Annotated in this window: 14 protein-coding genes; 7 read left to right on the top strand and 7 right to left on the bottom strand. The window is 41.4% G+C overall.

Features of this window, described 5'->3' with window-relative positions; genetic code table 11:
- Nucleotides 1-273 precede the first annotated feature (273 nt).
- Nucleotides 274-726: a redox-sensitive transcriptional activator SoxR gene (gene soxR, locus C9J48_RS12575; RefSeq protein ID WP_006230497.1), complete on the bottom strand. Its 453-nt coding sequence runs from the start codon at nt 724-726 to the stop codon at nt 274-276.
- A gap of 118 nt (nt 727-844) precedes the next feature.
- On the opposite strand from soxR, the gene C9J48_RS12580 reads away from it, so the two are divergent.
- From C9J48_RS12580 to C9J48_RS12605, 6 genes are all read left to right on the top strand, one after another.
- Nucleotides 845-1,261, top strand: a complete 417-nt coding sequence (locus tag C9J48_RS12580) for a RidA family protein (protein ID WP_006230496.1) — start codon at nt 845-847, stop codon at nt 1,259-1,261.
- Between the two features lie 88 nt (nt 1,262-1,349).
- Nucleotides 1,350-2,231 carry a DMT family transporter gene (locus C9J48_RS12585; RefSeq protein WP_006230495.1) on the top strand — a complete coding sequence of 294 codons (882 nt, stop codon included), beginning with the start codon at nt 1,350-1,352 and terminating at the stop codon, nt 2,229-2,231.
- A 546-nt stretch (nt 2,232-2,777) separates the two neighbouring features.
- On the top strand, nt 2,778-4,349 hold the full coding sequence (locus C9J48_RS12590; protein ID WP_006230494.1) for an amidase: 1,572 nt from the start codon (nt 2,778-2,780) through the stop codon (nt 4,347-4,349).
- Nucleotides 4,350-4,377: 28 nt separating this feature from the next.
- A complete protein-coding gene (locus tag C9J48_RS12595; RefSeq protein WP_006230493.1) occupies nt 4,378-5,376 on the top strand; it encodes a DUF2860 family protein in 999 nt (332 codons plus the stop codon).
- Nucleotides 5,377-5,483: 107 nt separating this feature from the next.
- Nucleotides 5,484-6,503, top strand: coding sequence for a helix-turn-helix domain-containing protein (locus tag C9J48_RS12600; protein WP_006230492.1), 1,020 nt, complete (start codon nt 5,484-5,486; stop codon nt 6,501-6,503).
- A gap of 74 nt (nt 6,504-6,577) precedes the next feature.
- The gene (locus tag C9J48_RS12605; RefSeq protein ID WP_006230491.1) at nt 6,578-7,054 is read left to right on the top strand and encodes a peptide-methionine (S)-S-oxide reductase; all 477 of its coding nucleotides are present in this window, start codon (nt 6,578-6,580) and stop codon (nt 7,052-7,054) included.
- Between the two features lie 65 nt (nt 7,055-7,119).
- Here C9J48_RS12605 and C9J48_RS12610 read toward each other — a convergent pair whose 3' ends face one another.
- Entirely contained in the window at nt 7,120-8,325 is a 1,206-nt protein-coding gene (locus C9J48_RS12610) for a multidrug effflux MFS transporter (protein WP_006230490.1), read from the bottom strand.
- A 51-nt stretch (nt 8,326-8,376) separates the two neighbouring features.
- Entirely contained in the window at nt 8,377-8,805 is a 429-nt protein-coding gene (locus C9J48_RS12615; protein ID WP_006230489.1) for a MarR family winged helix-turn-helix transcriptional regulator, read from the bottom strand.
- Between the two features lie 515 nt (nt 8,806-9,320).
- Here C9J48_RS12615 and C9J48_RS12620 point away from each other — a divergent pair.
- The gene (locus C9J48_RS12620; RefSeq protein WP_006230488.1) at nt 9,321-9,512 is read left to right on the top strand and encodes a hypothetical protein; all 192 of its coding nucleotides are present in this window, start codon (nt 9,321-9,323) and stop codon (nt 9,510-9,512) included.
- A 210-nt stretch (nt 9,513-9,722) separates the two neighbouring features.
- Here the strand turns inward: C9J48_RS12620 and C9J48_RS12625 are convergent, their stop codons facing one another.
- The 4 genes from C9J48_RS12625 to otnK all read right to left on the bottom strand — a co-directional run bounded on the left by C9J48_RS12625 (nt 9,723) and on the right by otnK (nt 13,994).
- On the bottom strand, nt 9,723-11,177 hold the full coding sequence (locus C9J48_RS12625; protein WP_006230487.1) for a GntP family permease: 1,455 nt from the start codon (nt 11,175-11,177) through the stop codon (nt 9,723-9,725).
- 156 nt (nt 11,178-11,333) lie between these two features.
- A complete protein-coding gene (gene otnI, locus C9J48_RS12630) occupies nt 11,334-12,110 on the bottom strand; it encodes a 2-oxo-tetronate isomerase (RefSeq protein ID WP_006230486.1) in 777 nt (258 codons plus the stop codon).
- Complete coding sequence (gene otnC / locus C9J48_RS12635) at nt 12,110-12,742, bottom strand: 3-oxo-tetronate 4-phosphate decarboxylase (protein WP_006230485.1); 633 nt, start codon at nt 12,740-12,742, stop codon at nt 12,110-12,112. Before otnC ends, otnI begins: the two co-directional genes overlap by 1 nt.
- A complete protein-coding gene (otnK, locus tag C9J48_RS12640) occupies nt 12,735-13,994 on the bottom strand; it encodes a 3-oxo-tetronate kinase (protein ID WP_006230484.1) in 1,260 nt (419 codons plus the stop codon). The genes otnC and otnK overlap by 8 nt, the downstream gene beginning before the upstream one ends.

The following is a 13,994-nucleotide window of genomic DNA, read 5'->3' on the forward strand; positions in this document are numbered from 1 at the left end:
ATTAACAAAGATTTTTTGCTTCACCTAATTATATCTGTCTTCTGAACTCTTAAACTATAAGTATCGTTACGGTAATTTCGATCTTGGCCTTTCGCCAGCTATTTGTCTTTACGAAAATAGTGATGAAAATTGATTGAAAAAATTTGAGATATTTTGGTAGCTAATTAAATTGAACAGTTATCTCTATCGCTAGTGCACGTATTATCTTGGATTTTTATATTCGATTCGATAATAGCTCTCAAGGCAGACAATGCTGCTGACTGCATTACAAGATCAATCACTATCCTCATCGATTAACCTCTGTGCACCACTGCCATTTACATGAAGGATATCGTCAGGGTTAAGTAAGTGGCACTTCTTCATACTTAAACAGCCACAACCAATACAGCCTGTTAGATTTTCTTTTAACGATCCTATTTGTTTCATTTTATTATCGAGATCTTTCTGCCATTTCTTGGCGACCCGTTCCCAATCTCGCTTAGTCGGTGTTTTGTTCATTGGTAGGCTTTCTAACTCGATCGTGATCTCTTCAAGCGTGAAACCAATAGACTGTGCCACTTGAATTAATGCAATCCTTCGTAGCATCGACGTATTGTATCTGCGTTGGTTTCCACTCGTTCGAATAGAAGATATTAAATCTTTGGTTTCGTAAAAGCGCAGTGCAGAGGTTGCTATGCCACTCCGTTCTGATAGCTGACCAATGGTTATGTAATTGTTATTTATCATGATGTTGAACCAATTTTTAATGAGTGTAAATAATTAAAATTAAAGCGTTGACTTAAAGTTAACTTTAACAATTATACTTCACGCCTCATTACAAAACAACGACCAGCAGGTTCATGATATGACAAATAAAACGCTTTCTTTCAACAATCCTTCAGACTTATTTGACCCAACGCCTTATGGCTTTTGTCACACGGTAAAAGCACCGTCGAATGGGGATTTAGTATATATCTCTGGTCAAAGTGGCGGAGAAGGTAAAGATCATTCATTGAGTGAAGATTTTCGCCATCAAGTAAAAGCGCTATTGGTAAATTTAGAGATTGCCTTGAAGTCTCATGAATTGGATTTTAGTGATGTGATTAAAATTACCATTCTAATTGTAGATCACAACTTTGAAAAACTATCAATCTGGGGGGAGGAAATGAATAAATATTGGGCGGCTAATACATTACCCGCTAGCACACTAATCCCAGTTCCAGTACTTGCACTTGAAGGTATGCAAATTGAGGTTGATGCCATCGCATTCAAATCTGCATAACGGTTTATGAAATGCCCACTTAAAGTGAGTCTTACCTTTAAGTGGGCATTGCACATTTTTTTACAAATATTATTCAGGTTAATGCTTTATGCTTCTTAAGAATTATTTAACTCTATTGGCGATTGGACTCATTTGGGGCTCTCAATTTATTTTTCAAGAGTTTGCTTTAATTAGTTTTTCTCCCATTTGGATTGGATCCACACGTGCCGCCATTGGTGCCATCACTTTGATTGTAATTTGTAAATCAATAGGGATAAAAAGCTCAAGTAAGCAGTGGGTTTTATTCGGTGTAATAGGATTACTTGAAGCTGCGATCCCCTTTGTTCTTGTACCATGGGGACAACAACATTTAGATAGCTCTATTGCCGCTATATTGATGGGCACACTGCCATTTTATGTTTTATTATTCGCACCTATTTTTGTAAAAGGGGCAAAAATTAATTCGGCGAATACCATTAGCGTAATCATCGGATTTAGCGGATTAGTGGTCTTATTCTATCCCGAGTTATCTTTAGGGGCAGGGGATATCAATTTAGTTAGTTCGTTGGCGATTGTTGCTGCTGCGGTATGCTTTGCCATTGCCTTGTTATTACTGAATCGCGTTAGAGATGAGCACCCTTTAATAGTTGCTCGAAACGTACTTTCTGCGGCAAGTATTCAACTACTTGTTATTGCTTTCATAACAACCCCTTTTGAATATCAAACTGCGTCTACAACGGCTATATTCTCGGTCTTGTACTTGGGTGCTATATGCGCTGGTGTTGTTTATTACCTATATATGATGTGTATTAAAAATGCGGGCCCAGTGTTTACCTCAATGACAAATTACATTGTACCTGCTGTGGGGGTTTTTATTGGCGCGCTGGTAACGAATGAATCCATTAAAATCAATACATGGGTAGCCCTACTTGTTATTCTTTGTGCATTATTTATCAATCAGTTACTGTCTAAAAAAGAGCAAACAGCTTAAATAACAGTAGGGTATTCTTACTGTGGTGCAAGGCCAGAACTTTATGTTAACCCTACCGTTAGATCCAAAGAAACAACTAATTGGGCCTATTTGCGTAGGGTCATTTATCTTCCAGTAACTTGGGTGGTGATCTTCAGCGCTTATCTTTAGTAATCGTGGGTAATATTCCAACAACAGGTGGTTGTCTTTCTTTAATGTATTTAGTAGGTTAGCTTGCTGAACAATTGTTTGACTCAGAAAAGAGCAAAAGTATTCAAAATCAGCCAATTCCTGCAGGACTATTTGATATCTTCAAATAACCTATTTTTTCGATTATGAGCCTGCGAAAACTAAAAAATCACCATCTAACGTCCTTGTTCATACCTGCAACTACTCAGAACACGGCAAGTTGGCGTAATTAGTATAAACATTGGCTGCAATTGCACTGTGTCTAATTCTGTTCTTCTTTAATCTAACCCTACAAACGACAGCGAGGAGATAGGCTGGACCTAATTTAATTGGTTTTCATACATGGATAGTGACTTACCTAGATTGAGGATAGAAGCTATGAAGATCAATGAAATCAAAAGAAGAGACTTCTTCAAGATTGTGGGGAAAGGAGCAGTATCAGCAGTGGCGATATCGCAACCTGCTCTAGCTAATGCAATAACACCTTCGAACGTAAGCCTTCCATCAGATTATAAAACTGTTGACTCTCCCCTTGATGCAACTGAAATGGCAAACCTTGTCAGGAATAAAAAAGTCACACCTAAAGAGCTTGTTCAAGAGGCCATATATAAAATCCGACAAACGAACGGCGAGGTTAATGCTGTCGTCTCCGAGTGCTTTGATATTGCTCTAGAGCGCGCAAATTCATTTAATCCTAATTCTCCATTTGCGGGTGTCCCATTTCTAGCCAAAGACTGTGTTGATGTCGTTGGGCTCGAGTGCACGATGGGTTCTAAGTTAAATAAGGGACGAAGACCGAAATCAACATCTTGGTTTATTCGCGCGGCGCAAAACGCAGGGTTAAACACCATCGGTATGACAAATATCCCAGAGATGATGACGCTAGGTTGTACACAAAACCCCCTTTATGGTGCAACGCGAAACCCTTGGGACCTGCGTAAAGGTGTACATTCATCTACTGGAGGTGGTGCAGCTGCAGTTGGTGCGGGATATGTGCCACTTGTCCACTCAACCGATGGTGGTGGTTCTTCACGCATGCCCGCATCAGCGATGGGGATCTTTGGTTACAAGCCAAGTCGAGAGTTGCTCATTACGGGGCTAGCCAATGGCTCAACCAATGAAGACTTTACTCATCAGTCATTTATGTCGAGAACAGTCCGTGACACAGCATTAGCCTTGTCTGTTACTGAAGATCATACAAAAAACCGTTTTGAGCATGCTTTTCCACGTACAGCAATCGGTATGGTAAATACCCCACTTAATCGTCAAATAAAAATCGGTGTAACCATGAAGGATATACATGGGAGACTACCTGATGAAGATACAACTGCTGCCATTCGTTCTACTGTTGAATTATTGGAAGGGTTAGGGCATATCGTTGTGGAGGTTGCTCAACCTGTAAAAGATGGTGAAGCGTTTATGTATAACTATATGGGAGTCTTTGGAAACAAGATGGCTAGCTTAGCCGAACAGTTCGATAGTAAAGGGATCCCCCTAGAGTCCATGTCGGATCAAGTGAGCAAAAATGTCACTTATTTAGCGCGCACAATGCAAGCTCGTTTGAAGTCTCATCCAAATCTTTACATCGATTCGAAAGCAAATTGTCACCATTTTGCTGTTGCACATAATTTGGATTTTTTTAACACAATCGATGTATGGCTGACTCCTTGCTCAAATCATATCCCACAGGAGATTGGTTATTTTGATCAACAAGCACATTCAGGTGAAGAAATTTGGACGCGTTCTGAAAAGTTAATGTCCTACACCCCTATAGAAAATGTGGCAGGGAATCCTGCAATGTCAGTGCCTCTATATTGGAACAAGGACAGTCTACCAGTGGGCAGTCATTTCTCTGCTGCAAGAGGTAATGACCGCCTCTTGCTTGAGTTGGCTTACCAATTAGAAAACGCCAATCCGTGGGCAGGTAGAAAAGCCCCGATAGCCCTTTAAGTCCATTCGTTCAAATAAGAAGCAGTAGATGAAAAAAATAATTTATTTGGTTATGTCGAGCATGATGTTCGCCCCTTTCGCATACGCAGCGTTAGCACCTAATGAGGGAATCAGCGGAAATGTCACATTCTTAACCGGTATGACGGCAAACTCGAGCAACTTGGATGTGGGGCAAAGCGCCGAGCAAACTCAAACAGACTTGTTTTCTTCAGGTACAACTGAAGCGAGTGGCATGGTTGCCGTTTTAGGTTCGCTACAGTACACATTTGGAGAGTTGAAAGACAAACAGTTTTTCTTGGGGACATCTAGAGACGATATCATTACAGGTACACTGGCATTTGAAATCGGCTACAGACAGCAACTTAAAAGTGGAATGATTGTTGATTTTTCCATCTTACCCACTTTAATCTCTGGAGAAGTATGGGATGACCCATACGCTATAGGTGCGAAAAGAAAAGAGACAGATCTAACAGGTAACGTTGTTCGAATGCAGCTTTCCAGAATTATGGGGTCAAATTTTCATCTAGATATGGCAGCGGGTGAATCAGATGTAAAACATGAAAAAACGGGGCTTAAAGGACTTAATCTGACTGACGAAGAACGTGCTTTAATGACTCGAGAGCGAAATTATTTCTATCTTAAAACAGGTTATCAATATTTATTGAAGAATCGGGCTGGGCTCTTAACTCCATCGGCAAATGTCTTTTCATCGAACTCTGAGGGCGATGCATTGTCTTTTATCAGTTTTGGTGCCGAGATTAGTTTAGCCAACAAGATTGAGAATCACGGTTTTGCTTTAACCGTCAGCACAGCCAAAAGAGATTACGATGAGAAAAACCCAATATTCAACGAAGTGCGTGAGGACAAAGACTACGGAGTATTTGTAGCCTACGAGTATACGGATATTTTGGGCTATCAGAATTGGTCCTTGGTTTCCTTACTAGGGGCGAAAACGGTCAAGTCAAACATTGACTATTATGACTCTTCTCAATATCTCATTTCACTAGGTTTGAACTACAAATTCTAGAGATATGGTTGAGCTGAACGCTTCTTGTAACTTGTAATAAAATCCTTTAGTTTGGAGCTAAATATAGGGATGAGTTAACTACCAGGGAATAAGAACAACAGGGAGTTATGTTGGAAAATTATAGTACTCAGTTACCAATCTTCTGGTTTAAGACTTTAGATTCTGCTATTCAAGTACGAGTTGGAGACAGCAGTGATATTTGGGGGGGGCCTGATACTTATAAAGCCCTTTTATCAGCTGATTCCATCTCTGCTTATCAACTTCAAACAGGGATCTCCAATATTTATCAACAGTGTGGCTATGAGCTCATCGATATATTTAATGAATCTGCAAAATATTTTGATGAATTGGAGTTAGGGGCTCCCGTTCTAGCTATTCTGACGGCCCCAACCTTGACAAGCTTTTGTGAACTTCTTAGCCGATATTCCATTCATATCCATCCATTACTAAAGATATTTAGTCGTGAGACAGAGTGTGGTGAGTTAGAGCTTTGGACTGTTACACCTGAATATATTGATGAGTCAACTTTGATGACACATATCAGTTTAGGGCTCTATTTGAGTATTGTCCTTAAGTTAGTCAGGCGCTATCTCAATACTCCGAATCAACATTTAGCCATACATATCAACAAAAATACGATAGGCCATGAGTTCTCTCCCATTTTTGAGCGAGTCTTCAATGTAGAAATGAAGCAAGGTTATCCAGCTCGTTACCTTCTTTTTACTCAAGATATTGTTAAGTCTAAGAGTCGTCAGTTCTTACCAGACTTACACGCAGAATTAATAAGGCTTGCTGACCAGCAGATGGAAAAAAAACTGGAGACAAGTCTACTGCTTAAAGTTAATAAGGCTTTTAAGACGGTATCAGTAAAAGATATAAGCCAAGACAGTATTGCTAGCACTCTTCATATGAGCTCAAGAACGTTGAATCGTAAGCTACAGCAAGAGGGCATTAGTTTTCGTCGGTTGTTCGATAAGTATCGTCTTGAGTTGAGCCTGACAATGCTCAATAGAAAGGATTTTAGCATCACCTATGTTGCCCATGAACTGGGGTTTTCTGATTCTAGTGCCTTTAGCCGAGCGTTTAAAAAGTGGACAGGGCACCCACCAACGAAGCTTAAAGTTTAATTGTAAATGGTTTATGTCCAAAAGCTTTTTAGGTATATGTAGTCGTCAACAAATATGTTCGAAGGAATTGAAAAATGGAAGAGTTGTATTTTGCAGGAGGATGTCTTTGGGGCGTTCAGGAGTTTATGAAGACGTTACCAGGTGTCGTTTTGACAGAGGCTGGGCGCGCTAATGCCTCTACTCACAATACTGCAGGTGAGTATGATGGCTATGCCGAGTGCGTTTGTGTCCAGTTTGATTCAACGGCCGTTACTGTTGAGCAGTTAATGGATTATTTCTTTGAGATCATTGACCCTTATAGCGTTAATAAGCAAGGGGAAGATGTAGGTGAAAAGTATCGAACCGGTATTTACAGCAAGAACCCCAAACATCTGGTTCTAGTAACTTGCTATCTTCAAGCGAGAGAAGATACCGATAAGATCGCTCTTGAGGTGTTGCCGTTGTCTAACTATGTGAAAAGTGATGATGAGCATCAAGATAGGCTCACCTTGCATCCTAATGATTACTGCCATATCCCGAAGAATATTCTGTACAAATATAAAGATGAGTAAACGCAGTGAACATGAAAAAACCGACACACAAGGTGTCGGTCTGATACTGTTTTGACGTTTTGCTATTACGATGATCTAACCAGTTTCTCTGTGACAAATGAGCGATTTCTTACCAACAACCACAAGAACCCGCCTGTGATGCCAACGATAAGTTGAATGACACCGAGATTTTCAATCAAAGACTCGGGGCGAACAGACACCAATACCATTCCTAGTGAACCACAGATCATGCTACAAAATTGAATCAATGCCACCGCAGAACCCGTATCGTGATCTTGTTGGTCCAGCATTAAGTTGGTTCCCGGTACGCGCATCGTGATAACCATTAAGGTTGCGGGTGCTGCAATACACGCAAAAACCCAAGGCGACATGTGGCCAATTGTGATAGTCAACATACCTGCTATGGCGAGTAGAAAGAAACACAGCGTGATGATTTTTTGAACCGGAATGTAGCGAGATAGCTTCATGTAAATCGTTGGGCCAAATGATGCACACAACGCATTAAAAGCAAAAGTGTAGCTAAACTGCTGTTCGGTGAGCCCAAACCCATTAATATAGATGTATGAACCTGCCGCAAGAAATGCCATTAGCGCCATTGGTGTAATGGAAAAAATCATTAGCAATGCGACAAATTGTGGGTTTTTTAAGACCACACCAAGTCTTCCCCAAGAACGCAGTATTGAGCCGTCGTATTTTGTTTCAAGTGTTTCTTCATAGCAGCACGCTAATACTGAGGCGAAGGCACCAAAAACTGCAAGTGTTACGAACATCATTCTCCATGATGCGATTTGAAGCAAAAATGCGCCAATAACGGGGGCTACCATTGGGGCAATGATGACCAAGGACATGATTGTTGCCATGATTTTTTGGCGCTCTCGACCATCATAGAGATCTTTCACGATAGCGGTTGCGACTACTGTAATAGCACTTCCAGCAAATGCTTGGAGTATTCGGGCGCCAATGAGTTGTTCGATATTCCCTGCCAATGCGCAAAAGATACTGGCTAGCATATAGCCGCCAATACCAGTTAATAAGATAGGTTTTCGACCAAATTTTTCACTTAATGGCCCCCAAAATAGCAGACCCACTGCATAAGTGACAAAATAGCTGCTGAGCGTTAAGTTCACCATTGCTTGATCGGTGTTGAACACGTTGACCATTTGTGGCAGTGCAGGCAAGTATAGGTCAATAGTAAGTGGTGGAAAGGCACTGATGATGACGAGGAAAAATAGCATACCAGTTTTACCCAATACGGATTGTGGTTTTTTCAAATTGATACTCTCAATGGTCCACCGACGATAGTTCAAATCAGGGACGTGGGTTTAATGGGTTAGGTTGTTATTGACACGTTTAAGTAGCACACGAAGCGTTTCAGATTCTTTGTCAGTAAAGCCCGTAAGCATTTCGTTGATCATGCCCATTTCTACTTCGTCTAGACGCTTGAGCAATTTGAGTCCTTTTTCACTGAGCGTGAGCTGTACTGAGCGTTTATCGCTCTCATTGGCTTGTTTAATAATTAAATCCTGCCTATGAAGCCTCGCAATAATACGAGCGATTTGTGCTTTATCACGATTCATCGATTCGACCAACATTTGCTGCGATGCACCCTCGAATTCGCGAATGTCGCTCATGGCTTTATGCTCTAGAGGTGAGAATTCGACTTTTTGGCGAGTGACTTCCGCCACCATTTTACCTCGGGTCTTCATACGAATTTCACGCAGTGTGTGGTTGATTTCTCGATAAGTGCTCATAATGTTTCAAATAAGATATTGGTTGACTATATCAACTAATATCCAACATTTGGTTGATTAGATCAACTAATTTCATTATTACGGTGAAACCAATGAGTTTATCGTGTTAAATGCTCTTAATACTCGATGAATGAGAAAGTGACATCTTACAACTTAAAGTTAACTTTAAGTCAATGCGAGAAGTAAACTTTCTTTACTTTTCTCACCAAAGTCTTCAATAAGATATCTTGCCCCTTGACCATGAGATCTCATCATTTGTTACCTTTCATTATATTTTCTCTGCATAATCATCCAGTAAATGTGGCTCGAATCACGTAATGCTTTAAGCAGAAATATTGGCTTGAATCTATAATGGTTGTGTAGGTTGTAACCACATAAAAAAATAAATTACGTGCTACAGGTTTGATATATAGGCACTTATTATGTTTCACGTTAGTGCTTCCGTGATACTTAATTGATCAGCTAGCTGAGTAAATCAGATCGCTTCTCAATTATGTATTGCTGGAGATAGGCACATGGAAATACTTGAAAAAGCTAAAGCGTTATTTACCCAACCGTTAAGCTTGGATGGGTTACGTAAGCTTGATCGGTTAGAACGCCAAGCAACAGGGAAGGAGAGAATGTATATCGGTTTGCTATGGGATGCAGCGTATGCGGCGGTTGATCCCATTGTTTTGCAACAGGCACGTGTAGAAGGTTTGTTGTAAAAAAATAGCCTTAAGTCAGGTAAAGCTAACCGTTAGCGAATGTTGGTAATGATAGGAATTCCACCATAGTCATACTTTCGTGACAGATTATGAAGCGCGTGAATTGACTTAGTGATTTTAATCTAGCTGTTATATAGACAATAAGAAACCGCTCAAGTGAGCGGTTTTTTTGTTTACTGCTTTGTTTTCTCTTCCTTGTTTAGAGCAAGGTTAAGAGGTGGCTGTCTTTACGACTGTTTTTGTTTCACGTTGTTTCATCCACAATACAATCACACCGAGAACAGCAAGTGGAATTAATGGGTCAATCATTGTTCCACCTTTACCAAAGACTAGGTTCAATATCATGATTAAGCTGGCACCGATAGCCCAAGCAATCGTTGATGTCAGGCTCCAAATTTTAAGTTGGTCAGACAATTCAGTAATGCCCAGAGTACGGCTAATAATGTGGAAGTAAGAATCGTTAACGTGCGAGAAACCAACTGGGCCGACAGCACATGCTAGCGCGACAAATACAGGGTCTAAACCTAATGCTTCAACTAACGGTAAGGTCATTGTTGCCGCTACCATCATAGAAGCTGTCGCTGAACCTTGAATCATACGGAGCATCGATGCGATAGCAAGGGGCACGAGTAACGGTGGAATACCGCTGCTTGCAATAGCTTCAGCAACTTGTGGGCCTGCGCCAGATGCTTTAAGAACTGCACCCATTGCACCACCACAACCGGTTACAACAAGAATCAAACCCGTGGTCGACAAGGCATCATCCATTGAGCCTATCATCTCTTTGCGATCAATTTGTGTCGTCAGACCGTATAGCGCCATAAGTACACCAAGGCCAACAGCAACAACAGGGTTACCAATAAGCTCTAACACGGTGTGGAATACAGAATCACCATCGCTGATTAGCGTATTCGCAAGAATTAAAATGATTGGAATAAGAATTGGACCGAACGATAAGAAGTTACTTGGTAATTCTTCATCCTTTACTTCTTGCACGTTTTCTAGGTTTGCCCAGTCGGCTTGATTAGTGATCCAGCTTTCACCGTTTGGCACACGGTAATATTCTTTACCCACTTTACGAATGTAGATAAGAGATAGCAGCATCATAGGGATAGAGACAACTAAGCCCCATAGCATGTATATACCAAGATCAACGCCTAAGATTCCCGCAACAGCCACAGGGCCTGGTGTAGGCGGTACTAAAGCGTGAGTAATAAGTAAACCAAGAGCAAGTGTTACACCTAAGCCAACTGATGATTTACCAGTATTACGCGAAATAGCACGAACAAGAGAGTGAAGAAGCACATAAGCTGAATCACAAAATACAGGGATAGCAACAAGCACGCCAGTGAAGCCCAATGCTAAGTCTTCGCGGCCTTTACCACATAGTTTCACGAAGGTTTTTGCCATACGTACGGCTGCGCCCGATTTTTCGAAACAAGCCCCCATGATGACACCAAAGGCGATAATTAAGCCTATGCCACCTAATACGCCACCAAAGCCTGATTTAATCGCGTTGACCAAATCGGTTGGTGCCATACCTGCAAATAGCCCCATGATTAAACATGAAATAACCATTGCCAGTGCGACTGGGATACGTGTTTTTATGATCATGAGCATCATTACGGTGATACCGAGAATAATGCCAAAAATTGCTCCGTCCATTTTATCTTTTCCTTGATTTGACCTGCTGAACAGGTTCTATGATTTTATGTTTCACGTCGTTTTTCAGCATAAGTGATGCACGAATGCCTGATGTTTTGCTAATGTTGCTTTACGGTTTATTGCTATACAGCTAGATTTTTAATGTAGATATTTAGCTTAAAGATATGGCTTAACCCATTCCAACCCTTCAATAGTGGTTCCACGTGGGTTGTATTCACAACCAATCCAACCTTGGTATCCCGACTCATCAAGTACATTGAATAGGTGAGGGTAGTTTTGCTCACCATCAAAAGGTTCATGGCGATCAGGTACAGAAGCAATTTGGATATGACCGGTATAATCAGCTAGATCGCGAATTAACGTAGTGAGGTCGCCATCCATGATTTGTGCATGATAAAGGTCGAGTTGAAGTTTCACGTTAGGGCGATCAACTTGCTTAATTAATTCAACCGCATCACGTTGATGGGCGATAAAGTAACCTGGTACATCTCGGGTATTTAACGGTTCAATTAATAGTTCAATACCGTGTTTAGCAAAGGCATCTGCCGCGTATCGAATATTTGAAATAAATGTTGCAACGTGCTGCTCGTAGCTGAAATCAACATTTACGATGCCTGACATCGCATGCACTTTCTTACAATTAAGTGTTAATGCGTATTCCACTGCGGTTTCAACGCTAGCTTTGAACTCGTCTTCACGGCCAGGAATAGCTGCAAACCCGCGTTCACCCGCATCCCAATTACCAGGAGGCATATTGAACAGTGCTTGTTCCATATCGAAGCGTTTAAGTTCACCTGCTAATTCTTTAGCATCAAAAGCATAAGGGAAAAGGTACTCAACAGCTTTAAAGCCAGCATCGTGCGCATGTGCAAAACGTTCAATGAAAGGTACTTCTGTGAATAACATGGTTAGATTTGCTGCAAATTTAGCCATTATTTTCCTCTCCCTTTTAGATCATCGATTTCTGTGTTTGTTAAGTATCTAATTGCTTTACCTTCGAGTATGAGTGCAAGCTTTGCTGTTTCTTCTAATTCTTCTGCGTTATCAACGGCATCAATTAAGCTGCTACCAGTAACAACAGGTCCATGATTGGCGAGAAGAAATGCGCGGTAATCTGCAGCGCGTTTTGCAAGTTCTTCAGCAATACGAGGATCACCAGGACGTAAATAAGGGATCACCGGTAACTGACCAACACGCATTACGTAATAAGGTGTAAACGGTGCAATGGCATTGTCTGGGTCTAGCCCTTCTAAACATGACAGCGCGGTTAAGTATGTTGAATGCAGGTGAACAATCGCCTTACAGTCTGCATTGTTTCGGTAAATGGCTAAGTGGAAGGCGACTTCTTTAGAAGGGCGATCACCTGAAATATGATTACCTTCAATATCTACGACCGAAAGGCGTTCGGCGTCTAAACGACCAAATGATGAGCCTGTTGGTGTTGCAAGAAAATAACCATTAGGCAGCTTCAGTGATAAATTACCCGCCCCGCCAGTTGCATAACCACGTTCAAACATGGAGCGGGCAAGCGTGACCATCTGCGCCCTAAGTTGATGTTCAGTCATGGCAGAATCCTTGTGCCGTTTCGAAGAAGTGTTCATCACCAAAGTTGCCAGATTTCAGTGCTAACGAAAGGTCGCTATCGATTGCTTTTACCCAAGGCACACCAGGGGCAATTTGTGGACCAATATGAAAACCTTCAACCGCTAAGCTTTGAGTAACAACACCAGAGGTTTCGCCACCTGCAACGATGAAATTTTTAACGCCAGATTCTTTTAATTGGTGGGCTAGGCAACTGAAGAATTGTTCAACAGCATGGCTTGATGCTTGAGCACCGTATTGTTGTTGAATTGCTTTAAGTTCTTCTGTTGCGGCTGTAGCATAAATAATGGGTGCTAAAGGAGAATCCAGTTGTGTAAGCACCCATTGGCAAACAGTGTCACTGTAGTTTTCATTCTCTAAGCATGCTTTAACATCCAACGCGAAATGTGGCGCTTTAAGGATATAGTTCGCCACTTGTTGATTGGTCATGACTGAGCATGAACCTGATAGCACGACTGTTTTAGCTGCGTTAGGATAGCCAGATTTTTTAGCGGATGATTGGTCTGATAGGTTTTCTGCCCAATTCTTTGCGATGCCAGCAGCTAAACCTGAACCACCAGTAATCAAAGTAAGATCGCGCGCTGCTTCACCTAATGTGTTCAGGTGTGCACTACTGAAAGCATCGACGACTGCATAGCGTTTACCGTTGTTTTTAAGGGCTGAAAACTCAGCTAGAACGTTGTTAACGCCTTGCTCAATAGCTTGGTAGTTAACAAGTCCTGTTTCACCTGCTGATTGTGCATTCATTAAACGCACTAAGCTAGAATCTGTCATGGGTGTTACAGGGTGACTCTTCATACCTGAATCACTTAATAGTTCACCCATTACAAACAAGTGACCATTAAATACGGTACGACCATTTACTGGTAGGGCTGGGCAAACGATTGTGAATTTTTCATCAAGCGCATCTAGTAAAGCGTCGGTAACAGGTCCAATATTTCCTTCTGCTGTACTGTCGAACGTCGAGCAGTATTTGAAATAATATTGTTTACAGCCTTGTGCTTTTAGCCATGCTAATGCGTCTAGCGAGGTACTAATAGCTTCGTCAACAGGGCAAGAACGCGATTTAAGGCTAATAACAATCGCATCGGCGTCAATGTGGGTGTTGCGAGTGGGTACACCATTCAGCTGGATAGTACGCATGCCATTTTCAACCAGAAAGCCTGCAATATCCGTTGCACCTGTAAAATCATCGGCGATAACACCTAATAGCAT

The sequence above is a fragment of the Photobacterium profundum genome, from assembly GCF_003026285.1.
Lineage (GTDB): Bacteria > Pseudomonadota > Gammaproteobacteria > Enterobacterales > Vibrionaceae > Photobacterium > Photobacterium profundum.

Bases quoted from the DNA above. Each gene is read 5' to 3' on its own strand.
- C9J48_RS12605 (WP_006230491.1), top strand. From the start codon at position 6,578: ATGGAAGAGTTGTATTTTGCAGGAGGATGTCTTTGGGGCGTTCAGGAG.
- C9J48_RS12590 (WP_006230494.1), top strand. From the start codon at position 2,778: ATGAAGATCAATGAAATCAAAAGAAGAGACTTCTTCAAGATTGTGGGG.
- soxR (WP_006230497.1), bottom strand. From the start codon at position 726: ATGATAAATAACAATTACATAACCATTGGTCAGCTATCAGAACGGAGT.
- C9J48_RS12600 (WP_006230492.1), top strand. From the start codon at position 5,484: ATGTTGGAAAATTATAGTACTCAGTTACCAATCTTCTGGTTTAAGACT.
- otnI (WP_006230486.1), bottom strand. From the start codon at position 12,110: ATGGCTAAATTTGCAGCAAATCTAACCATGTTATTCACAGAAGTACCT.
- C9J48_RS12620 (WP_006230488.1), top strand. From the start codon at position 9,321: ATGGAAATACTTGAAAAAGCTAAAGCGTTATTTACCCAACCGTTAAGC.
- C9J48_RS12595 (WP_006230493.1), top strand. From the start codon at position 4,378: ATGAAAAAAATAATTTATTTGGTTATGTCGAGCATGATGTTCGCCCCT.
- C9J48_RS12625 (WP_006230487.1), bottom strand. From the start codon at position 11,177: ATGGACGGAGCAATTTTTGGCATTATTCTCGGTATCACCGTAATGATG.
- otnC (WP_006230485.1), bottom strand. From the start codon at position 12,742: ATGACTGAACATCAACTTAGGGCGCAGATGGTCACGCTTGCCCGCTCC.
- C9J48_RS12615 (WP_006230489.1), bottom strand. From the start codon at position 8,805: ATGAGCACTTATCGAGAAATCAACCACACACTGCGTGAAATTCGTATG.
- C9J48_RS12585 (WP_006230495.1), top strand. From the start codon at position 1,350: ATGCTTCTTAAGAATTATTTAACTCTATTGGCGATTGGACTCATTTGG.
- C9J48_RS12580 (WP_006230496.1), top strand. From the start codon at position 845: ATGACAAATAAAACGCTTTCTTTCAACAATCCTTCAGACTTATTTGAC.
- otnK (WP_006230484.1), bottom strand. From the start codon at position 13,994: ATGCTATTAGGTGTTATCGCCGATGATTTTACAGGTGCAACGGATATT.